Source organism: Burkholderia sp. Leaf177 (genome assembly GCF_001424345.1).
Taxonomy (GTDB): domain Bacteria; phylum Pseudomonadota; class Gammaproteobacteria; order Burkholderiales; family Burkholderiaceae; genus Caballeronia.
Genome location: NZ_LMPF01000021.1, coordinates 388,161 through 409,016 on the forward strand (window position 1 = coordinate 388,161; position 20,856 = coordinate 409,016).

The following is a 20,856-nucleotide window of genomic DNA, read 5'->3' on the forward strand; positions in this document are numbered from 1 at the left end:
CCATTTACATTAAAGCCGGCGCCGCGTTAATTTCCCGAAGAACTCGCGCTGCTGCGCGTAAATATTTTCTCAACGCGCCTTGTACCCCTACTGTGTTCCCGCAAGCCTATAGCCCACTCCCGTCTCGGTCAGAATATGCACGGGCTGCGTGGGATCGGCTTCGAGCTTGTGCCTGAGATGCCCCATATAAACGCGCAGGTAATGCTGGTTATCCACGTATGCAGGTCCCCACACTTCACGTAGCAATTGCTGGTGCGTGATCACGCGCCCAGCGTGGCGAACCAAAGTGATCAGCAACCGGTATTCAATGGGCGTGAGATGTATCGGCACATCATCGCGTGTGACCCGTCGCTCGGATAAATCCACCGTAACCATCCCGAAGCGAACCTGCGGCGTCTCCTGCTGCCCGCCGCGATTGCGCCGTCTCAATTGTGCGCGGATACGTGCGAGAAGCTCGGACACGCCGAAGGGTTTCGTGAGGTAATCGTCCGCGCCTGCATCAAGCGCCGCGACCTTCGCATCTTCGTGCGTGCGCGCCGACAGCACGATCACAGGTTGCTCGGTCCACGTACGCAACTCACGAATGACATCGATGCCGTCGGCATCTGGCAATCCCAGGTCGACAACAATCAGGTCCGGCAAGCGAAACGCAGCTTCCCGCAAACCCTGTTGCCCCGTTTCCGCCTCGAAAACATTCATGCCCTGCGCCTCAAGCGTCGTGCGCACGAAACGACGAATCTGCTTGTCGTCCTCTATCAGCACGACGGTCAACGTCGGTTCGCTCATGGGCGATTTGGGTTCGATGCCACATCCGGAAGCGCGATGCCGCTTTCATCGGGTAGCGTTTCGAAGGGCGGCGTTTCACTCGCCGGCAACGTGAACCAGAAGCGAGCGCCGAGCACTTTTCCATCGCTGCCCTGGCGGTTTTCCGCGCCTATCTTCCCGCCATGCGCTTCAACGATCGCCCGGCAAATCGCAAGCCCCAAACCAACACCCGGTTTAGCCGATTCCTTTTCCCCGCGCGTGAATTTATCGAAGAGGATGGACTGAATGCCCGGCGGCAAACCGGGACCATCGTCATCCACGCAAACTCGCACGAAACGCTCACGGTCATGCGCCTCAGCGACCGCTGTAATAGAAAGCCCGGAACCGGCCGGCGTGTACTTTGCGGCGTTCTCGAACAGGTTTGCGAGCAGGCGCTCCATCAGCACCGCGTCGAGTTGAATCAGCGGAAGGTCAGACGGCACGCGCACTTGCACCGGGCGGCCGAGCAGCGTTCGACGACACACGGCAAGCGCCGCGCCGACCACTTCTTCGAGCATCAGCCATTGCCGGTTGAGGCGTATGCTTCCCGCCTGGAGACGCGCCATGTCCAGCAAGTTTGTCACGAGGCCGCTCATGCGCAGCGCTTCTTCGTGGATCGCGTGCACCAGCTCGCGGGAATTATCAGAAGCCGCGTCAGGCGCGCGGCGCTGTTCCTCGAGCATCGATGCAAAACCGACAATGGACGTCAACGGCGTGCGCAAGTCGTGCGAGATTGCAGACAGGAGCGAGTTGCGCATGCGCTCCGATTCCATGTTCACGAGCGCATCCTGCGCAATCTCAACGTAGTGCACACGTTCCAGCGCAAGCGCAATCTGGGAAGCAAAGGTATCGATCATGCGCTGCTGCTCGGGCACCGCAAGCTCATCCTTGTTCGCGGTGATCAGCGCCAGGACACCGCGCGTGCGCATCGGCGCCTTGAGCGGCAAGTAAAGCGCATTGCTTGCAGGCAGCGTATCAGTTCCACGTCCCGCGGGCTTCTGCTGGTCGTACACCCATTGCGCAATATCGATGTCGAGCTGCGACGCATCAAGCGTCACTTGCGGGTTGGGATCGTCCACCTTCTGACGGACTTTTTCAGCGCTGTCGGGAAGCAGGACCGCGACCTTCGCCTGGAATATCTCGCCAACGTGCCGCGTTCCTATTTCGATGATCTGTTCCGTCATCAACGCGCCGCCAAGCTCGCGCGTCATTGCATACATGGCGCCCGTGCGGCGTTCGCGCAACGATGCAACACGCGCCTGACGACGCAAATTCGAAGTAAGCTGGCTGATGGTCAGCGACGTCAGCAGCATCACGAAGAAAGTCAGCAGATATTGCGTGTCCGATACCGCAAACGAGAGTTGCGGCGGAACAAAAAAGAAATCGAATGCGGCGACGCTGAGGAACGACAGCAGCACGCCCGGGCCGCGCCCAAGCCGCACGGCGGCGAAGACCACGCCGAGCAAATACAGCATCACGAGGTTCGTCAGATCGATGTGATGCGACAAGAGCCGAGCCACCGCGGTGATACCAACACCAACGGCAACCGTATAAAAATATGCATTGGGCGGCGAGCGGTCTTCGCTCAAGACACCTGAAAACCTCGGCATGCGCTCGCCATGTTCGCCTGTTTCCTTCGCGGCGCCCGCACCGATCAGCGTCACGTCAATATCGTTGGCATGACGAATGATCGATTCGGACACAGGCTGATCGAAGACGCGGCGCCAGGCGGGCGCGTCAGATGCACCAGCCACGATCTTCGACACATTGCGCATGCGCGCATAAGCGACCAGCGTCGCGGCTGCATCCGTACCGTCGAGCGTGACCGTTTCAGCGCCCAATTCGGACGCGAGCTTCAGAGCGTCGAGCGTGCGTTTGCGCCAGATATCCGGCAGACGTTGCAGCTTGGGTGTCTCGACATAAACGGCGAGCCAGTCGGCCTTGAGGCTCGCGGCCAGACGCGCGGACGCGCGGACCAGCGCGGCGCTTTCAGGACCCGGCCCAATGCATGCGATCAAGCGTTCACGTGCCTGCCAGATCCGGCCAATGGATTGATCCGCGCGATACTCCCGCATTTGCGCGTCCACGCGATCCGCGGTGCGTCGCAGCGCAAGTTCGCGCAACGCAATCAGGTTGCCCTTGCGAAAGAAATTCTTTACCGCGTTAGCGGCCTGCTGCGGCAGATAAACCTTGCCATCCCGCAAGCGGTCGAGCAACTCCTCGGCCGGCAGATCGACAAGCGTGACTTCATCGGCGAGATCGAATACACGATCGGGCACCGTCTCCCAGACGCGAATGCCCGTGATCTGCCCGACGATGTCATTGAGACTTTCAAGGTGCTGCACGTTGACCGTGGTGTACACGTCGATGCCGGCATCGAGCAGCTCGTACACATCCTGCCAGCGCTTCAGATGCCTCGCGCCCTGCACGTTCGAATGCGCGAGTTCATCGACGAGGATCAGTTGCGGTTTCCTCCCAAGCGCGCTGTCGAGATCGAACTCGGGCAACTGGCGTCCGCGGTATTCATACGTTGTCAGCGGTACGGCTTCGAGTCCCTCGACGAGCGCTTGCGTTTCCTTGCGCCCATGCGTTTCCACGATGCCCACAACAGTATCGATACCTTCATCGCGACGCCGATGTCCGGCCTGCAACATTGCATAAGTCTTCCCGACACCAGCCGATGCACCGAAGAAGATCTTCAGCCTGCCGCGCTGTTTCTTCTCTTCGTCGCGCTGGATCTTGTCGAGCAGTTCGTCGGGGTCGGGACGGTCCATCAGCTGGCGGGCTTCAGTTCGTCAAGCGCAAGGTTCAGTTTGAGCACGTTCACGCGTGCTTCGCCGAGGATGCCGAACTGACGGCCGCTGGTCGCGCGCTGGACGAGCGCATCGACGTCGTTGTGCGAGAGCTTGCGCGCCTTCGCCACCCGGTCGATCTGGTACGCGGCGGCGGCGGGACTGATCTCGGGATCGAGACCGCTACCCGATGATGTCACGAGGTCAACGGGAACCGGCGCCGTGTTCGAAGGATCGGCGTCATGCAGGGCACTGATCCGGCCTTTGATTTCATCGGCGAGTGCGGGGTTGGTCGGGCCGAGATTCGAGCCGGCCGAGGCTGTCGGGTTGTACGGATTCGGCGAGGTTGCAGACAAGCGGCCCCAGAAGTAACCGGGGGCATCGAATTGCTGGCCGATAAGTTCGGAGCCGATCGGCTTGCCGTTCTTTTCGATCACGCTGCCGTTCGACTGACTCGGAAACGCAGCGTGCGCCACGGCCGTCACCACGACCGGATAAACGAGCCCGGTCACGACGGTCAGCGCCGCGAACAACACGATCACAGGACGAATGATGTTTTTCATGATTAACTATCCAGTTAAAATTTCAAGCTTCGAAGCGGCCGGACGCGCAATTGCAAGAATGCGAACCGGCCGCGTGGCTTCAATTTCAGGCCCATCCGAACGCGGTCAAAATCATGTCGATGATCTTGATGAACGGGAACGGCAGCAAAATCCCGCCGAGTCCGTACACCAGCAGATTGCGGCGCAACAGCGACGCGGCGCCCAGCGGGCGATACTTCACGCCCTTCAAAGCCAGCGGAATCAGCACCACAATGATCAGCGCATTGAAGATCACCGCCGACAAAATGGCCGACGATGGCGACGTCAGATGCATCACATCGAGCACGCGCAGCTGCGGATACGTCGATGCAAACGCCGCCGGAATGATCGCGAAGTACTTCGCCACGTCGTTCGCAATAGAAAACGTGGTGAGTGAACCGCGCGTCATCAGCATCTGCTTGCCGATCTCCACGATCTCGATCAGCTTGGTCGGATTCGAATCGAGATCGACCATGTTGCCGGCTTCCTTCGCCGCCTGCGTACCCGTGTTCATCGCGACTGCTACGTCGGCTTGCGCAAGCGCCGGGGCGTCGTTCGTACCGTCGCCGGTCATCGCAACAAGGCGGCCTTCAGCCTGATAGCTGCGAATGGTCGCGAGCTTCGCTTCCGGCGTGGCTTCTGCCAGGAAGTCGTCCACGCCTGCTTCGGCCGCGATCGCAGCTGCGGTCAGGCGGTTATCGCCCGTCACCATCACGGTCTTGATGCCCATCTTGCGCAGCTCGGCGAAACGCTCCTTGATACCGCCCTTCACAATATCTTTCAGCTCGATCACGCCCAGAACATGCGCGCCGTCATCGCTGCGTTCTGCGACCACCAGCGGCGTGCTGCCGCGACGCGCGATTTCATCGACCGCATTCGATACTTCCTGCGGATAGCGCCCACCGTGACGCTCCACGTACATCTTGACCGCTTCGGCCGCGCCCTTGCGAATCTCGCGATCCGGCAAGTCGACACCGCTCATGCGCGTCTGCGCCGTGAAGTTGAGGAAGGTAGCTTGCAGCGCCGCCATCTCACGCTGGCGAATGTTGAAGCGCTGCTTGGCGAGCACGACAATGCTGCGGCCTTCCGGCGTTTCATCGGCAAGCGATGCGAGTTGTGCCGCGTCGGCGAGGTCCTGCTCGGTAAGACCCGGCGCCGGGACGAAATTCGATGCCTGACGATTGCCGAGCGTGATCGTGCCGGTCTTGTCGAGCAGCAGCACGTCCACGTCACCGGCAGCTTCCACCGCACGGCCCGACGTCGCGATCACGTTCGCCTGCATCATGCGGCTCATGCCGGCCACGCCAATGGCCGACAACAATCCGCCGATGGTTGTCGGTATCAGGCACACGAGCAGCGCGGCAAGCGCCGTAATCGTCACCACGTGTCCCGCTTTCATGGCGCCTACCGAGAACATCGAGAACGGCAACAGCGTCGCGGTCGCGAACAACAGCACCAGGCTCAGCGCGACCAGCAAGATGGTCAACGCGATTTCGTTAGGCGTCTTCTGGCGCTTGGCGCCTTCGACCATCGCGATCATGCGGTCGAGGAACGCCTCGCCCGGGTTGACGGTCACGCGCACCACGATCCAGTCCGACAGCACGCGTGTACCGCCCGTGACAGCCGTGAAGTCGCCGCCCGATTCGCGGATCACCGGTGCCGATTCACCCGTGATGGCGGATTCATCGACGGAAGCAACACCGTCGATCACTTCGCCGTCGGCGGGGATCACGTCGCCGGTTTCCACGAGCACGACATCGCCCTTGCGCAAGTCAGTTGCAGTGGTGATCTGGATTGCCCCCTTGTGATCGGGCTTGTCCAGCTTCTTCGCCATGACGTCGCGCTTGGCGCTGCGCAAGGACGCCGCCTGCGCCTTGGAACGGCCTTCAGCCAGCGCTTCGGCGAAGTTCGCGAACAGCACCGTGAACCACAGCCACAGCGACACCGCGAGGATGAAACCCGCAGGCGCTTCGGCCTGACCCGATAACGCGGCGACCCACAACACGGTGGTCAGGATGCTGCCCACATACACGCAGAACATCACCGGATTGCGCAGCTGCGTGCGCGGGTCGAGCTTCCTGAACGAGTCGGCGATCGCCGGCATGACAATGGCCGGATCGAACATGGAACGTGCTGCCGAGCGTGAATGGCCGGCCGGCTCCGGATTTTTCTCCGGCGCCCGGTTGGGCGTCTTCACGGGCGGTTTGACAATAGTGTTCATACTTTCCTCTGTATCAGTGACCGCTTATTTGCCCGCAAGCATCATCAGATGCTCGACGATCGGGCCCAGCGCGAGCGCGGGCACATACGTCAGCGCGCCTACCAGCACAACCGTGCCAAGCAGCAACACGACGAACAACGGACCGTGCGTGGGCAAGCTGCCGGCCGTCGTCGCAATACGCTTTTTGGCGGCCAGCGCACCTGCAATGGCGAGCACCGGGATGATCGAACCGAAGCGGCCGAACCACATCGCAATGCCGGTCGTGATGTTGTAGAACGGCGTGCTGACCGTGAGGCCCGCAAACGCGCTGCCGTTGTTGTTCGCCGCCGAGCTATAGGCGTAGAGAACCTCGGAGAAGCCATGCGGTCCAGGGTTCGATATACCCGCCGTGCCAGCGGTCGTCAGTACGCCAATCGACGCGCCGAGCAACACCAGGAACGGTGTCAGCAGCACCACGATCGCAACCATCTTCATCTCGTACGATTCGATCTTCTTGCCGATGTATTCAGGTGTGCGTCCGATCATCAAACCGGCGACAAACACCGCGAGCATCGCGAAAACGAGCATGCCGTAGAGACCCGAACCCACACCGCCGAAGATCACCTCGCCCAGTTGAATCAACAGCATTGGAACGAAGCCGCCCATTGGCGTCAGCGAGTCGTGCGTGTTGTTCACCGCGCCGCACGAAGCCGCCGTGGTCGCGACCGTGAAGATGCCCGACTGCGCAATACCGAAGCGCGTTTCCTTGCCCTCGGCGTTGCCGCCCGCTTGCAGCGGCGATGCGCTTTGATCGACGTGAAGCGATGCAAACAGCGGATTGCCGGCTTGCTCGAACGAGATTTCGCCCCAGCAGGCCACTGAAAACGCAATGGTCATGGCAGCGAGAATCGCGTAGCCCTGCCGCCTGTCACCGACCATTCTTCCGAACACCAAGCACAGCGCCGCCGGGATGATCAGCATCGACAGCATCTGGACGAAGTTGGAAAACGGCGTCGGGTTTTCGTACGGATGCGCCGAGTTCGCGTTGAAGAAACCACCGCCGTTCGTGCCAAGCATCTTGATCGCTTCTTGCGAAGCAACCGGGCCCATTGCGAGCGTCTGCTTGTCGGCCTTGTTGTCGACCATCACGGCATTGCCCTTGGCGTCTTTCACCGCGTTGCCTTGCGCGTCCGTCTTCGGCGTCTGGTACGTCGTGGTCTGAAGCGTGCCGACGTCCTTGTAGGCTTCGAAGTTCTGGATCACGCCCTGGCTTACGAACACGAGCGCGATGACGGTTGCCATAGGCGCGAGAATGTAGAGCGTGATGCGTGTCAGATCGACCCAGAAGTTGCCGATGGTCGTTGCCGTATGACGCGCGAAGCCGCGGATCAACGCAACTACAACTGCAATCCCTGTTGCCGCCGACAAGAAGTTCTGCACCGACAAACCGACCATCTGCGACAGATAACTCGCGGTCGCTTCAGGCGTGTAGTCCTGCCAGTTCGTGTTGGTGACGAAACTGACCGCGGTGTTGAACGCGCCATCCGGTGTCATCGGACCGAAGCCTTGCGGGTTCGACGGCAACCATTGCTGCAGGCGCAGGAATCCGAATACAACGAGCGTGCCGAGCGCATTGAATGCAAGCACGGCAAGGGCGTAATGCTTCCACGACATTTCGGCTTTCGCGTCGACGCCTGCAAGCTTGTACAACACGGATTCAATAGGGCGGCCGATACGGCGAACCATTACGGACGAGCCGTCGAGGACGCCGGTTATATATCGGCCGACGGGAACCGCGAGCGCGATCAATACGACGATGAAAAGGCCCGCTTGAAACAAGGTATTGGCGTTCATTCCAGATCCTCCGCACGCAGCAGTGCGTACACGAGGTACACGAACAAGAGCAGTGTCGAGGCGCCGGCCAGCACGAGCATCCAGGTGGTCATGGGCGGCCTCCTGGAGCGCGACGCAACTTGTCGCAACCGATGGCAAGAGCCGCGCACAAAGCCCAGAAAGCGATGATGCCGGCGATATAAAGCAGGTCCATTGTTTTGATCTCCCGTAGCGGATTTGGACGTGCTGAAGGTTAGTTGATCGCGTGTAAACGGCTGGCAAAGAGAACTGCTGCGGGTGTAAAAAACGTGTAAAGACGAATGGACTGGTGTTTGGCGCGGCCAATAAAAAACGCCATGTGCGTTAGCGCATGGCGTTGGTTGAAGCCGTGAGATTTCTTAAGCTATTGGGAACGCAACCGCTGCGCTATACGCGCAAACGCGTGCCACTGCTGCGCCCACATCCCCATTCCGTAGTCACGTCCACGGCCCGCGGGCGCCGGCAACTGATCACGGATGCCTGTCGGCTCGACCGCGCGATTCCACGAAGCCGTCTTGAACAGCATGTCCCACCACGGAAACAGCACGCCGAAATTGCAGCCATAGCGTGTACCTTCGTGACCATAGCCAATCGCGTGATGACGCCGATGAAACGTAGGACTCACCAGCAGACGATCAAGCACGGGCTCGAACGGCAAACGGGCGTTCACATGCTGGATGCTTTGCAGCACATTGCTGAGCGCCACCAGCACCACGAACTGCGACGGCTCCACGCCAATAAAAAGCGAGATGCCTGCAAAGAAAGCGGCCTGCACAATGTCATCGAGAAAATGATTGCGGTCGTCGGCCCAGAGCGACATTTGCTGCTGGCTATGATGAACCGCGTGCAATTCCCACCACACGCCAAAGCGATGCTGCCAACGGTGATACCAATACCCCGCGAAATCCAGGACGATCAGGTAGATCACGAACGACACAACCGGTTGGTCGGTGACGCCCGGCCATAAGCTGTCTACATCTATATTCGGAATGCCGTGGATCACCATCAGGCTTTGCCAATGATTGAACACGGGCGTCAGCAGGAAAAAGAACGCAAGGTTGATGATGCCGAGCTTCGCAATCCACGTATAAAAAACGTCGGAGCGAACCGCCTTCCTGTCCTGCCATTTTTCGATAGGACGCAGCGCTTCGAGCGGCCGCAGAATCGCGAACGTCGCCAACACCTCGAGCGCGCCGATGATCACCCAATACAGCGCGTCGTAAGTATCTTCGTCGTAACCCATCAGGCCGACTTTAAAGAAAATCGGCTGGACGACATCGATGTAAAGCAGTGTCTGCAGACTTCCCACCGCGTTGTCGAGTTGCGCGAGAATTTCAGTGATCATGCAAATGCTCTCCTGCCTCGTCAGTGATTACGCACAGGCCTAGTCCGGATTCGGCGCATACACGGGTGCGCGATTCGCGAAATAAATCCCGTGCGGCGAACGTCCGACCGCGATGGTATCGACGAGCTTGTAAGTATTCAGATCAATCACGCCGACGTGGCGCGCGAAACGGAACGTGACCCACAAGGTCTTGCGATCCGCCGACAATTCCATGTCATCCGGCCCGGGCAAAAGACCGGTGATATCCGCGGTTTTTTGCAGCGTCGTGTAATCGATAATGCTGATGGTGCTCGCCACGCGATTGCTCAGCGCAACATGCTTGCCGTCGTCCAGGTTGCGGAAATTGTGCGCGCCCTTGCCCGTTTGAATGCGCTTGATGACTTGCTGCTTGTGCCAGTCGACGACCGCGACATCGTCTTCGCCAGTCATTCCCACGAGCAATTCCTTGTCGCCCGGCGTCATCCACAATCCTGCCGGTGTGTTGCCTACCGGCATCTTCCACTTCACTGTTTGCGTCGCCAGGTCGATGGCAGCGAGTTCGCCGGAATCCTGCAAAGTAATGAAGACCGTTTTTGCATCCGATGAAAACGTCATGTGGCTAGGCGTTTTCGCAAGCGGAACACGCTTGGCGAGCGTCAGGTCGTGGCCATCGTATTTATAGATATCGATCCGGTCCAGCCGCAAGCCGGCCGTGACGAACCATTTATGGTCAGGAGAAAATCCCAGCTGATAGGGATCCTCGATATCTTCGAGACGCTTTTGCACCTTGCCGCTATGCGGATCGAGAAAGATCAGATCATTGGAAACCGAATCTGCCACGATCAGCGAATTGCCATCCGGCGTGATCATCAGGTGATGCGGTTCCTTGCCGGTGGGTTGCGTGCCGACCACTTTATGCGCGGCTTCATCGATCAGCGTAAGTTTCGCTTCGCCGGAATCCAGCACGATGACTTTCGAATCTGGAGCGATTGCGGCGAATGCAGCGTTGGAGGCCAGTACGGATACCAGCGCCATCATTGAAAGGTTTATGAATGCAGTTCGACGCATAGTGAAAGGAATTAATTCGATAAGGTCCGGGAAGACCAAAATTGTGCTTTGATAGCTGAAATGACGGCGATTTATTCGCTAAGCACTAAAGATTCTCGCTTAGCGAGCGCAATATTAAGCTATTGACGCATTGCGTGTTCGCCGCCGTTAGCAGCCGCAAGCAGCCGCAAGCAGCCACATATATGCGAACCCTTTATCTCTAACGTATCGAGTCGATTAATGGATGACCGGGCGCGCAAGGAAACTAGCCAGTCGATGAGCGAAAGCACCACGCTTGCCATGCAGGAAGTGCTCGACGGACGCCGCACAGGCCTCGCAGTCCTGCTTCCCTTTGCTGGACCGGCGGTGGTTGTCTCTGTCGCTTATATGGACCCGGGCAACTTCGCGACGAATATTCAGGCCGGCGCGCGCTACGGCTATGGATTGTTGTGGGTCGTATTGCTTGCGAACCTGATCGCAATGCTGTTCCAGTCGCTTTCGGCCAAGCTCGGCATAGTCACGGGTAAGAACCTGGCGGAACTATGCCGGGACAATTTTCCCAAGCCGCTAGTCTATTTGATGTGGGCGGTTAGCGAAGTCGCCGCCATGGCGACCGATCTGGCGGAATTCTTAGGTGGCGCTATCGGGCTTAGCTTGCTGTTTCACATGCCGCTGCTAGTCGGCATGGCGGTAACGGCCGTCATCACTTACGGCTTGCTAATGTTCGAAAAAGCGGGATATCGGCCGCTCGAGCTTGTCATTGGCGCCTTGGTGGGAATTATCGGCTTGTCTTATCTGGCGGAGCTTTTTATTACGCCAGTTGCGTGGAGCCAGGTCGGCTTGCATCTCTTTTCGCCTTCCTTGCAGGACGCGCAAGCGGTGACCATTGCGGTCGGCATTATCGGCGCGACAGTCATGCCTCACGCACTGTTCCTGCATTCCGGATTGACGCAGCGGCGCCTGCCTGCGCGCACGGAAGTCGAGCGCAAGAAGATCATTCTGTTTTCCAATGTGGAAGTGGTTATTGCCTTGACCATTGCCGGTTTGATCAACATTGCGATGGTCATCATGGCTTCCGGCGCGTTTCATTCGGGGCATCCGGAAGTAGCCGAGATTGAAACGGCTTATCACACGCTTGCGCCGCTCTTAGGAATTGCCGCAGCCGGCATTTTTCTTTTGTCGCTGATCGCGTCGGGCATTTCGAGTTCTGTTGTCGGAACCATGGCCGGGCAGATGATCATGCAAGGGTTTGTCGGATTCCGCATTCCGCTCTGGCTGCGCCGCGCACTGACCATGATTCCAAGTTTTGTCGTTGTATGGCTTGGCACGAACGCAACGCAGGCGCTTGTCATGAGCCAGGTCGTGCTGAGTCTCGCGTTGCCATTCCCGATGGCCGCGCTCGTCTGGTTCACATGCAACAAGAAGGTCATGGGCCATTATCAAAACAGAACGCTCGTCAGGGCCGCGTCGATTGTTGCAGCCGTCGGCGTGCTGGCGCTTAACATGGTCTTGCTGCTTCAGGCGGCGGGCGTGAGCATTCCCGGTCTGCCGGATGCGTGAACGCCAAGGACTGACGTTCGGCACGCCATCGTGATAGGTGTGCGGTTCTCGAAGGTTTTAACCCCTGCTCTCTGCAAACGCGAGAAAATGCTCGTTTGCAACTTTTCGCGGAGCATCGAATGTCCGATCTAGCATCACCGGTATCGCGCCGATTCAGCGTCGATCCCAAGCCGCTCGGCATTGCCGCGCTTCTCATTCTCGCCGGCGCGCTGTATCTCGCGCAGACCGTCAATGGCCGCCAGGCCGCGCTTTATATTGTCGGGGCGCTGCTGGGCGTCACGCTTTATCACGCGGCGTTCGGATTTACATCGGCATGGCGGGTGTTCATTGCCGATGGCCGCGGCGCCGGCCTGCGCGCGCAAATGGTCATGCTCGCGGTCGGCGTTGCGCTGTTCTTCCCCGCGCTCGCCGCCGGGTCGCTGTTCGGCATGCCGGTCACCGGACTCGTTTCGCCGGCCGGAACGTCGGTCGTGTTCGGTGCGTTCATATTCGGTATCGGCATGCAGCTCGGCGGCGGTTGTGCCTCGGGCACGCTCTACACCGTCGGCGGCGGCAGCACACGCATGATCGTCACGCTCGCAGCGTTTATCGCCGGTTCGGTTATCGCCACGGCGCATATGCCGTTCTGGACGGCGTTGCCTTCGCTACCCGCCATTTCGCTCGTCAAGTCGCTCGGCGCAGGACCCGCGCTCGCGCTCAACTGGGCGGTGTTTGCGGCCATCGCGGGAATCACGGTGGTGATCGAAAAACGGCGGCATGGCCGGCTCGTCGCCGCACATACGCAGCCGCCGCACGCATCGCCGTGGCTGCATGGACCTTGGCCGCTCGTCGCCGGCGCGATTGCGCTCGCGTTGCTCAACTTCGCCACGCTCGCGCTTTCGGGGCGGCCGTGGGGCATCACGTCGGCATTTGCGTTGTGGGGCGCGAAGGCGGCGTCGGCAATTGGATTCGATGTTGCGAGCTGGCCGTACTGGGCCAGCAAGGCGAACGCCGCCGCGCTCGCCGCGCCCGTTTCCCGCGATGTGACCTCCGTAATGGATATCGGCATCGTGCTCGGCGCGATGATGGCGGCAGGCCTCGCAGGGCGTTATGCGCCGGTCTGGCGCTTGCCGTTGCGCTCGCTGATCGCGGCGATTGTGGGTGGACTGCTGCTCGGATATGGCGCCCGGCTCGCTTATGGCTGCAACATCGGCGCGTATTTCAGCGGCATCGTCTCGGGCAGCTTGCACGGCTGGTTGTGGCTCGTTGCAGCGTTTTTCGGCAACGTGGTCGGGACGCGCCTGCGTCCCGTGTTCGGGCTGGAAGTGGAACGGCTCAAACCTACGGCTTGCTGAGTGTCGATTTGAAAATGAACTAAAGGGCCGTCGCGTCTTTCGCTTCGGCCTAGAGTTTGCGCGAAAGCCGCGTCAACGTTTCGACGGGATGCCATCCGGCTTTTTGCCAGAACGCGCTGGCCGATTCGTTATCGGCGACAACATCCAGATGCACCCATCCAAGGTGATATTCCCTTAAGCGCTCGATGCAAATATCGATCATCGCGCGCGCAATACCCTCGCCGCGCGAAGCAGGCGCGACCACAACGTGCTGCAGGAAACCGCGGCGGCCGTCGTGACTTGCTAGCGCGCAACCAGCCAGCGTGTCTGCATTAAATGCCACAAGGCTTAGCCCCGGGTTCCTTGCCAGCAAGCGGCCTATTCCTTCCCTGCTGTCAGTCACCGGACGAATGTCCACGCCCGGCGTTTCGCGCCAGAGCGCGACTACCGCGTCGTAATCGTCGAGTACCATTTCCCGAATCTGTACGTTCATCGTTCATCCTGCAAAACGTCGTTTGATTGATTGTCCGGTAGCAGTTTATAAGAACATGCGGGATTCGAAAATTACCTTATCGAACGCTTGAGCTTTTATATAGTTTTGGCGACTCTATGATTGAGTTCCTGAATACATCGAGGAGATAAGCCGTGGTAGAAAACCATCGCAGGATGCTGATCAAGTCGGCCGCGGCGTTCGGCCTCGTCCAGCTTTTCGGGCTGGGAAGCCTGAGTGCCTTTGCCGCCGGCAACGCAATCAAACCGGGCAGCCGGTCGGCGCTGATCGTGGTCGACGTGCAGAATTGTTTTATCGATGGCGGCACGCTTCCGGTCAAGGGCGGCGCCGACGTCGTCCCCATCATCAACGCGCTCGCCGGCAAGTTCGAGAACATCGTGATTACGCAGGACTGGCATACGGCGGGCCACGCTTCGTTTGCAAGCGCGCATCCCGGCAAGAAACCGTTCGAGACAGCGCAGCTTTCATACGGCACGCAAGTCTTGTGGCCGGATCACTGCGTGCAAGGCACCGAAGACGCCGCGCTTAACAAGGACCTCAAGCTGCCGACGGCGCAAGTCATCATCCGCAAGGGTTATCACAAGGACGTGGACAGCTATTCTGCTTTCGAGGAAGCCGATCACAAGACCAAGACGGGCTTGTCGGCGTACCTGAAGCAGCGGCAGATCGACACGGTTTTCGTGACCGGACTGGCGACCGATTTTTGTGTTGCATGGACGGCGATGGACGCCCGCAAGGCGGGCTTCAAAGCGTATGTGATTGAAGATGCAACGCGCGCCATCGACCTCAACGGATCCTTGGCGGCCGCCTGGAAGAGCATGGAGCGGGCGGGCGTGAAACGGATTCAGTCCAGCGATGTGGTGTCGGCTTAAGCCGCAACCACTTGTCGCCGAATGTGTCCGCATGGCCGGCGGAATCAAGCTTCGCCCGGATCCGGCTCCACTCCTTGCGCGAACAATTGCGCGCAGAGATTCTTGCCGGCATCGGTCAATGCAACCGCGGGCACGCCTGCATCGCTTGGCGTGGTATCGAGCAAGCCCGTATCCGATAACGCCGTGAGTTGCCGGCGCAAGCTGCTCATGGGCAAGCCGGATTGCTTCGATAACTTCGCGAGCGACCATGCCCGCGCGGGCGACTCTTCCGCGGCGCGCCACAACTGCGTGAGGATCGCGATCAGCGCCGGATCGATTTCATCGTTCATGCTGTCTCCTGCCGGCCATGCTCGCGGCCAGTTCGCCAAGCGTTTTCAACGCGGCTTCTGTTTGTATGTTCCAAGGATAACTGTAGTTGAGCCGGATGAAATGGCGAAACGCATCGCGCGATGAAAACATCGTCCCCGGACCAATCGTGATGCCGCGATCCAGCGCTGCCTTGTAGAGCTTCATGGAATCGACATTCGCCGGTAGTTCAACCCATAAAACGTAGCCGCCCATCGGTTCGGAAGTCTGCGTACCGGCCGGAAAAAAGCGCAAGACCGTGGCGATCATGAGCCGCGCCTGCTGCCTGTACACCCGGCGAACGTGGCGCAAATGGTGGTCGTATCCGCCTTGCTTCAAATAATCCGCCACGGCGACTTGCGGCACTGAAGGCGTAGTCAGCGTATTGAGGAATTTGAGTTTCTCGACTTGCCCGCGATATCGGCCAGGCATTGCCCAGCCAATCCGGTAAGACGCCGTCAGACTTTTCGAAAACGATGCGCAATGCAGCACGAGGCCCTTTTTATCGAAGTTTTTAAGTGCCGATGGCCGGGCATCGCCGTAATAAAGCTCCTGATACACATCGTTTTCTATCACCGGAATGTCGTGCTCGGCAAGCAGTGCGACAAGGCGCTGCTTGTTTGCGTCGGACATGACAAAACCCAGCGGATTCTGGAAGTTCGGCATGACCATGCACGCAGCGATCTCATGCTCGCCGATGATATTCGCCAGCGCATCGATATCGATTCCTGCGGCGGGATGCGTCGGCACTTCGATGGCGCGCATGCCCATGCGTTCGATGGCGTGAAGCATTGCGTAGTAAGTCGGCGATTCGACCGCGACGGTGTCGCCCGGTTTGGCCACGGCCTGCAAGCTCAGGTTGATGGCCTCGGTCGCGCCGACTGTAATCACGATCTCGTCCGGATCGACCGGCACGCCATTCTCCGCATATCGCCGCGCGATCTGGCGGATCAGTTCGGGATTGCCGGGCGGCAAGTCATCAATCAGGTTCCAGCTCGAATGCCGCCGCGCGATGGCGTTCGCCAACTGGTTGATCTTGCGCCACGGAAATAGCGACGGGTCCGGATACGGCGAACCCAGCGGCGTTGCGTCCTCCGAGCGGATCGAGCGCAAGGTCGATAACACGAGGCGGCTGACATCGACCGTCGATGCCACCGCAGGCGGCTGCGAAACAGCGGGCGTCTCGGCCTTGGCCGCCGGCATCTCGCGCACGAAATAACCGGACTGCGGCCGGGTTTCAAGCAGGCCGCGGCTTTCGAGAAGCGCGTATGCGCGCAACACCGTCTTGATGCTGACGCCGTACTGCGCGCTCGCCTGACGCACGGAAGGCACCCGTTCGCCGACCGCGAACACGCCGCGCCGCATGGCTTCTTCGACCTCTGCTGCAAGCTTCTCGTAAAGCATCACGATGTAAATCGCCTTAATGATACGAATTGTCAACTGTACTCCTTGTGCATCTCTTTTTCTGTGCCCCGCGCATCCGATGGAACACAGTAGCCTTGAAACCATCGGCGAAACGCCTCCTGCATCGCGGTTGAAAGACATGAAAAAGCCAGAACCTCGCATCGAGCCGTACACGCACCCCGCCGCCGGCTGGGGCGCACTGAAATACGTCGCCATCAATCTGCTGAAAGAGAAAGTCTCGGGTGGCAATTACCGGTTGCTTCTCGGCCAGAACCAGCCTGACGGATTCGATTGCCCCGGCTGCGCATGGCCGGATCGCGAGCACGCGTCCACGTTCGAGTTCTGCGAAAACGGCGTGAAGGCCGTCGCCGCCGAATCCACGAGCAAACGCGTCACGCCTGCATTCTTCGAAGACCACACGGTTCAAGCGTTGATGGCGCAGTCGGATTACGAACTGGAACAGCACGGACGTCTGACCGATCCGCTCGTCTACAACGCGGAGCGCGACCGTTATGTGCCCATCTCGTGGGACGACGCGTTTGCGCTGATCGCCGATCACTTGAATCGCCTCGATAACCCCGACCGCGCCGCGTTTTATACATCGGGCCGCGCGAGCAACGAAGCCGCGTTCCTGTATCAATTGTTCGTGCGCATGTACGGCACGAACAACTTTCCCGATTGCTCGAACATGTGCCACGAAGCCACGAGCCGCGGCTTGCCGGTGACCGTTGGCGTGGGCAAGGGAACGGTCACGCTCGAGGATTTCGAACATGCTGATACGCTGCTTTTATTCGGCCAGAATCCGGCGACGAATCACCCGCGCATGCTCGGCGAATTGCGTGAATGCGCGAAGCGTGGCGCGACCATCGTGTCGATCAACCCGTTGCGCGAACGCGGGCTCGAACGTTTTGCGAGCCCGCAGCATCCCGTTGAAATGCTCACGGGCGGCAGCACGAAAATCAGCTCGGTTTTCATCCGCCCGAAAATTGGCGGCGACTTTGCGTTGATCAAGGGCGTGGCGAAACGCGTGATCGAACTCGACGACGAAGCCTTGAAACAAGGCACGGAACGCGTGCTCGACGTGAATTTCATCGAAGGACATACGGTTGGTTTCGATGCCTTCGCCGACGATCTGCGCGCTGAAAACTGGGACGCGATCGTCGCGGAATCGGGCGTGCCAATGGAAGACGTGCTGCAACTCGCCGATATCTACGTGCGCGGCCGCGCCGTGATTTCAACGTGGGGCATGGGGCTCACGCAGCACAAGAACTCGGTGCCGACGGTGCAGATCCTGTCGAACCTGATGATGATGCGCGGCAATATCGGCAAGCTCGGCGCGGGACTGTGCCCGGTGCGCGGACATTCGAACGTGCAAGGTGACCGCACCGTGGGTATCGAAGAAAGGCCGACGCAAGAGTTTCTCGATCGCCTCGGCGCCGCCTACGACTTCGAGCCGCCGCGCGAACATGGCTACGACGTCGTGCGTTCAATTGAAGCGATGCTCGCCGGCGACGTGAAGGTGTTCATTGGACTCGGCGGGAATTTTTCGATAGCCACGCCGGACACGCCGCGCGTCTGGGAAGCCATGCGGTCGTGCGACCTGACCGTGCATATCACGACGAAACTCAACCGCAGCCACCTGATTCATGGCCGCGATGCGCTGATCCTGCCAACGCTCGGCCGCACCGAGATCGACATGCAGAACGGCGTGCCGCAAGGCGTGAGCGTCGAGGATTCGATGAGCATGGTGCATATCTCGTATGGCATGAACAAGCCTGCATCGGCGAATCTGTTGTCCGAGATTGCGATCGTCGCGCGCATGGCGCACGCAACGCTTGGCAGCGCGAAAGTGGACTGGCTCGCCAACGCAAACGACTATGCGCTGATACGCGACGGCATCGAGAAAGTGATCGATGGCTTCGAGAACTATAACGAGCGCCTGAAGCATCCGGGCGGGTTTCATCTCGGCGTGGCATCGCGCGAACGTGTGTGGAACACGCCTACGGGCAAGGCGCAATTCGTCGTGAATTCCATCGACCTGGATTCGCCCATTCACCGGGCGCGCCACGTGCATGGCGAGCGCTTGATGACGCTCATGACCACGCGCTCGCACGATCAGTACAACACGACCATCTATGGTCTCGATGACCGGTATCGCGGCGTGTACGGTCAGCGCCGCGTGCTGTTTGCGAACGCGCTCGACATCGAGATGCTCGGCTTCGAAGCGGGACAGCGCGTGGATATCACGAGCGTATGGGATGACAACGTGAAGCGTCGTGCCGATGGTTTCCTGCTCGTTGCATACGACATTCCGCGCGGTTGTCTCGGCGCTTATTATCCGGAGACCAATCCGCTCGTGCCGTTGTCGAGTGTTGCCGATGGCGCGGGGACGCCCACGTCGAAATCGATTCCCGTGTTGCTGAGAGCGTCGGCGGCAACGCAACTGGAAGCGGCCTGAGTTGCTCGCGAGCTCAAGAAAAAACCGCGCCTGATTTTACAGAGCGCGGTTTTTTTATGCGGCCAATGTCAAGGAATGATCCTCTCCGCTTTCAACCGGTCGAACAGATCATAAAACGATTCATCGGTCGGCTGAAAATCGAGGAAGCCTAGCTTGCGGCTTTTGGCCATGTCTGTGACAACTTCCATCGGCCGGCCGAGGTCGGCATCCGTATGCCACCACGACGCAAGCTTGCCAATATCGGTTTCCACCAGATTAAAGCGACCCGCAAGCTCCTTCCATAACGCCGCGCTCTCCTGCATCCGGCTTTCGAGCGGCCGCATTTCACCGTCGAAGGGAACAGGTTCCACATCGAAGTATTCGGCAATCCGCGACCACATCCATTTCCAGCGGAACACGTCGCCATTCACGATATTAAAGTCTTCGTCCTTCGCCGCTTCGGCAGTCGCGGCCCATTCAAGCTGTCGCGCCAGCACGCGGGCGTCGGTCATGTCGGTGAGACCGTTCCACTGCATTGGCGAACCGGGGAACACGAACGGCAAACCGGCATGTTTGCAGAGCGTCGCGTACACCGCGAGCGTGGTGCCCATGTTCATGGCGTTGCCGACCGCGAAGCCAATGATCGTATGCGGACGATGCACGCTCCACGAAAATCCTTGCCGTTTCGCCGCGGCGAACACCCGGTCTTCCTGCTCGTAGTAAAAATTATCAACGTCCTGGCGGCCCTGGCTTTCGCGGAAAGGCGTCTCGGGCACGGCGCCCGTTGCATAGGCTTCGAACGGCCCGAGGTAATGCTTGAGACCCGTGACGAGCGCAACGTGTTGGAGCTTCGATGGCCCCTCTCCCAGCGCATCGAGCACGTTGGTCACCATCGCGCCGTTCACGCGGATGTTCTCGCTTTCGGTCGCCTGGCGCGCCCACGTGGTGAGAAATACGTGCGTGACGTCGATTCCTTCAAGCGCCGCTTTGACCGATTCCGCCGATGTCAGGTCGGCAATGACCGGCCTGACTTTCGACGATACCTGCGTTCGGCCGCGTGAAAGTCCGTAGACTTCCCAGCCTGAATCGATAAGCCGGTCCGCGAGATTACTGCCCGCGATGCCGCTGACTCCAACAATAAGTGCACGATTTGTCATGGGAAATTTAAATGAAAAAGAGGGTGAAAGCGCTGACTTGAACAGCAACACCGAGGCAACAACCGTTCCCAATGATGGCAGCAATCCGGAACATTTGCCGCCTGGCCGCGGAAGACCGTCTTTTTGTGCAAGCAATTAAACCGTATATACTGTTTGCACGATTATTTACACGGAGACCTCATGCACACATCCAATACGAAGAGCTCGAGCAAGAAAGCCGCTGAAATCCTGAACGCCACGCCGATTGAAACTACGCCCACGGCACCCGTTACGGTCAGCAAACGCAAGGCAAGCGCCAAAGCTGTAGAAGCGGCTACCGAAGTGCAGGCCAAGGCCGCGAAAACGCCGGTCAAAGCGAAAGCGAAGGCGGCATCGGCTGAACCCGATTTCCACGAAAAACCCAAACGCGCGAAGAAGGAAAAGGTCGTGCGCGACAGTTTCACGATGCCGAAATCCGATTACGACAAGATCGCGGCACTGAAACAAAAATGCCTCGCGAATGGCGTGCATGTGAAAAAAGGCGAGTTGTTGCGCGCCGGACTGCTCATACTCGAGGCTGCAAATATAGAACAGCTTACTGCGGCCGTGGCTGCCGTGGAAACGGTCAAGACGGGAAGACCCGGCAAGTCCTGAGCGC

At 59.4% G+C, this 20,856-nt stretch carries 17 protein-coding genes; 5 read left to right on the forward strand and 12 right to left on the reverse strand.

Features of this window, described 5'->3' with window-relative positions; all coding sequences use genetic code 11:
- Window positions 1-87 precede the first annotated feature (87 nt).
- The 8 genes from kdpE to ASG35_RS17180 all read right to left on the reverse strand — a co-directional run bounded on the left by kdpE (window position 88) and on the right by ASG35_RS17180 (window position 10,608).
- Window positions 88-786 carry a two-component system response regulator KdpE gene (gene kdpE, locus ASG35_RS17145; RefSeq protein WP_056359765.1) on the reverse strand — a complete coding sequence of 233 codons (699 nt, stop codon included), beginning with the start codon at window positions 784-786 and terminating at the stop codon, window positions 88-90.
- Complete coding sequence (locus ASG35_RS17150) at window positions 783-3,578, reverse strand: sensor histidine kinase (protein WP_056359769.1); 2,796 nt, start codon at window positions 3,576-3,578, stop codon at window positions 783-785. The genes kdpE and ASG35_RS17150 overlap by 4 nt, the downstream gene beginning before the upstream one ends.
- Window positions 3,578-4,159, reverse strand: coding sequence for a potassium-transporting ATPase subunit KdpC (gene kdpC / locus ASG35_RS17155; protein ID WP_056359773.1), 582 nt, complete (start codon window positions 4,157-4,159; stop codon window positions 3,578-3,580). Before kdpC ends, ASG35_RS17150 begins: the two co-directional genes overlap by 1 nt.
- A gap of 85 nt (window positions 4,160-4,244) precedes the next feature.
- A complete protein-coding gene (gene kdpB / locus ASG35_RS17160; RefSeq protein WP_056360859.1) occupies window positions 4,245-6,302 on the reverse strand; it encodes a potassium-transporting ATPase subunit KdpB in 2,058 nt (685 codons plus the stop codon).
- Between the two features lie 120 nt (window positions 6,303-6,422).
- On the reverse strand, window positions 6,423-8,231 hold the full coding sequence (gene kdpA, locus ASG35_RS17165) for a potassium-transporting ATPase subunit KdpA (protein ID WP_056359776.1): 1,809 nt from the start codon (window positions 8,229-8,231) through the stop codon (window positions 6,423-6,425).
- Window positions 8,228-8,323, reverse strand: a complete 96-nt coding sequence (locus tag ASG35_RS17170) for a potassium-transporting ATPase subunit F (protein ID WP_056359778.1) — start codon at window positions 8,321-8,323, stop codon at window positions 8,228-8,230. The genes kdpA and ASG35_RS17170 overlap by 4 nt, the downstream gene beginning before the upstream one ends.
- Window positions 8,324-8,613: 290 nt before the next feature.
- On the reverse strand, window positions 8,614-9,594 hold the full coding sequence (locus ASG35_RS17175; protein WP_056359781.1) for a sterol desaturase family protein: 981 nt from the start codon (window positions 9,592-9,594) through the stop codon (window positions 8,614-8,616).
- Window positions 9,595-9,633: 39 nt separating this feature from the next.
- On the reverse strand, window positions 9,634-10,608 hold the full coding sequence (locus ASG35_RS17180) for a YVTN family beta-propeller repeat protein (protein WP_442854847.1): 975 nt from the start codon (window positions 10,606-10,608) through the stop codon (window positions 9,634-9,636).
- A 252-nt stretch (window positions 10,609-10,860) separates the two neighbouring features.
- Here ASG35_RS17180 and ASG35_RS17185 point away from each other — a divergent pair, with 252 nt between their 5' ends.
- The gene (locus ASG35_RS17185; protein WP_056359787.1) at window positions 10,861-12,180 is read left to right on the forward strand and encodes an Nramp family divalent metal transporter; all 1,320 of its coding nucleotides are present in this window, start codon (window positions 10,861-10,863) and stop codon (window positions 12,178-12,180) included.
- Window positions 12,181-12,299: 119 nt separating this feature from the next.
- Window positions 12,300-13,514, forward strand: coding sequence for a YeeE/YedE family protein (locus ASG35_RS17190; RefSeq protein WP_056359792.1), 1,215 nt, complete (start codon window positions 12,300-12,302; stop codon window positions 13,512-13,514).
- 49 nt (window positions 13,515-13,563) lie between these two features.
- On the opposite strand, the gene ASG35_RS17195 is transcribed toward ASG35_RS17190, so the two are convergent.
- Window positions 13,564-13,986, reverse strand: coding sequence for a GNAT family N-acetyltransferase (locus ASG35_RS17195; RefSeq protein ID WP_056359795.1), 423 nt, complete (start codon window positions 13,984-13,986; stop codon window positions 13,564-13,566).
- 173 nt (window positions 13,987-14,159) lie between these two features.
- Here ASG35_RS17195 and pncA point away from each other — a divergent pair, with 173 nt between their 5' ends.
- Window positions 14,160-14,876, forward strand: coding sequence for a bifunctional nicotinamidase/pyrazinamidase (pncA, locus tag ASG35_RS17200; protein ID WP_056359798.1), 717 nt, complete (start codon window positions 14,160-14,162; stop codon window positions 14,874-14,876).
- A gap of 44 nt (window positions 14,877-14,920) precedes the next feature.
- Here pncA and ASG35_RS17205 read toward each other — a convergent pair whose 3' ends face one another.
- Both ASG35_RS17205 and ASG35_RS17210 read right to left on the reverse strand, forming a co-directional pair.
- Window positions 14,921-15,205 (reverse strand): helix-turn-helix domain-containing protein, encoded by a 285-nt coding sequence (locus ASG35_RS17205; protein ID WP_056359801.1) that lies wholly within the window; start codon window positions 15,203-15,205, stop codon window positions 14,921-14,923.
- Window positions 15,195-16,628 (reverse strand): aminotransferase-like domain-containing protein, encoded by a 1,434-nt coding sequence (locus ASG35_RS17210; protein WP_056359804.1) that lies wholly within the window; start codon window positions 16,626-16,628, stop codon window positions 15,195-15,197. Before ASG35_RS17210 ends, ASG35_RS17205 begins: the two co-directional genes overlap by 11 nt.
- Before the next feature lie 136 nt (window positions 16,629-16,764).
- On the opposite strand from ASG35_RS17210, the gene ASG35_RS17215 reads away from it, so the two are divergent.
- Window positions 16,765-19,083, forward strand: coding sequence for an FdhF/YdeP family oxidoreductase (locus ASG35_RS17215; protein ID WP_056360862.1), 2,319 nt, complete (start codon window positions 16,765-16,767; stop codon window positions 19,081-19,083).
- Between the two features lie 68 nt (window positions 19,084-19,151).
- On the opposite strand, the gene ASG35_RS17220 is transcribed toward ASG35_RS17215, so the two are convergent.
- Window positions 19,152-20,219, reverse strand: a complete 1,068-nt coding sequence (locus ASG35_RS17220) for an SDR family oxidoreductase (protein ID WP_056359807.1) — start codon at window positions 20,217-20,219, stop codon at window positions 19,152-19,154.
- A gap of 180 nt (window positions 20,220-20,399) precedes the next feature.
- On the opposite strand from ASG35_RS17220, the gene ASG35_RS17225 reads away from it, so the two are divergent.
- Window positions 20,400-20,852, forward strand: coding sequence for a hypothetical protein (locus ASG35_RS17225; protein ID WP_056359810.1), 453 nt, complete (start codon window positions 20,400-20,402; stop codon window positions 20,850-20,852).
- Window positions 20,853-20,856 lie beyond the last annotated feature (4 nt).

Bases quoted from the DNA above. Each gene is read 5' to 3' on its own strand.
- ASG35_RS17225 (WP_056359810.1), top strand. From the start codon at position 20,400: ATGCACACATCCAATACGAAGAGCTCGAGCAAGAAAGCCGCTGAAATC.
- kdpE (WP_056359765.1), bottom strand. From the start codon at position 786: ATGAGCGAACCGACGTTGACCGTCGTGCTGATAGAGGACGACAAGCAG.
- kdpC (WP_056359773.1), bottom strand. From the start codon at position 4,159: ATGAAAAACATCATTCGTCCTGTGATCGTGTTGTTCGCGGCGCTGACC.
- ASG35_RS17205 (WP_056359801.1), bottom strand. From the start codon at position 15,205: ATGAACGATGAAATCGATCCGGCGCTGATCGCGATCCTCACGCAGTTG.
- pncA (WP_056359798.1), top strand. From the start codon at position 14,160: ATGCTGATCAAGTCGGCCGCGGCGTTCGGCCTCGTCCAGCTTTTCGGG.
- ASG35_RS17175 (WP_056359781.1), bottom strand. From the start codon at position 9,594: ATGATCACTGAAATTCTCGCGCAACTCGACAACGCGGTGGGAAGTCTG.
- ASG35_RS17170 (WP_056359778.1), bottom strand. From the start codon at position 8,323: ATGACCACCTGGATGCTCGTGCTGGCCGGCGCCTCGACACTGCTCTTG.
- kdpB (WP_056360859.1), bottom strand. From the start codon at position 6,302: ATGTTCGATCCGGCCATTGTCATGCCGGCGATCGCCGACTCGTTCAGG.
- ASG35_RS17190 (WP_056359792.1), top strand. From the start codon at position 12,300: ATGTCCGATCTAGCATCACCGGTATCGCGCCGATTCAGCGTCGATCCC.
- kdpA (WP_056359776.1), bottom strand. From the start codon at position 8,231: ATGAACGCCAATACCTTGTTTCAAGCGGGCCTTTTCATCGTCGTATTG.
- ASG35_RS17150 (WP_056359769.1), bottom strand. From the start codon at position 3,578: ATGGACCGTCCCGACCCCGACGAACTGCTCGACAAGATCCAGCGCGAC.
- ASG35_RS17195 (WP_056359795.1), bottom strand. From the start codon at position 13,986: ATGAACGTACAGATTCGGGAAATGGTACTCGACGATTACGACGCGGTA.
- ASG35_RS17180 (WP_442854847.1), bottom strand. From the start codon at position 10,608: ATGGCGCTGGTATCCGTACTGGCCTCCAACGCTGCATTCGCCGCAATC.
- ASG35_RS17220 (WP_056359807.1), bottom strand. From the start codon at position 20,219: ATGACAAATCGTGCACTTATTGTTGGAGTCAGCGGCATCGCGGGCAGT.
- ASG35_RS17185 (WP_056359787.1), top strand. From the start codon at position 10,861: ATGGATGACCGGGCGCGCAAGGAAACTAGCCAGTCGATGAGCGAAAGC.
- ASG35_RS17215 (WP_056360862.1), top strand. From the start codon at position 16,765: ATGAAAAAGCCAGAACCTCGCATCGAGCCGTACACGCACCCCGCCGCC.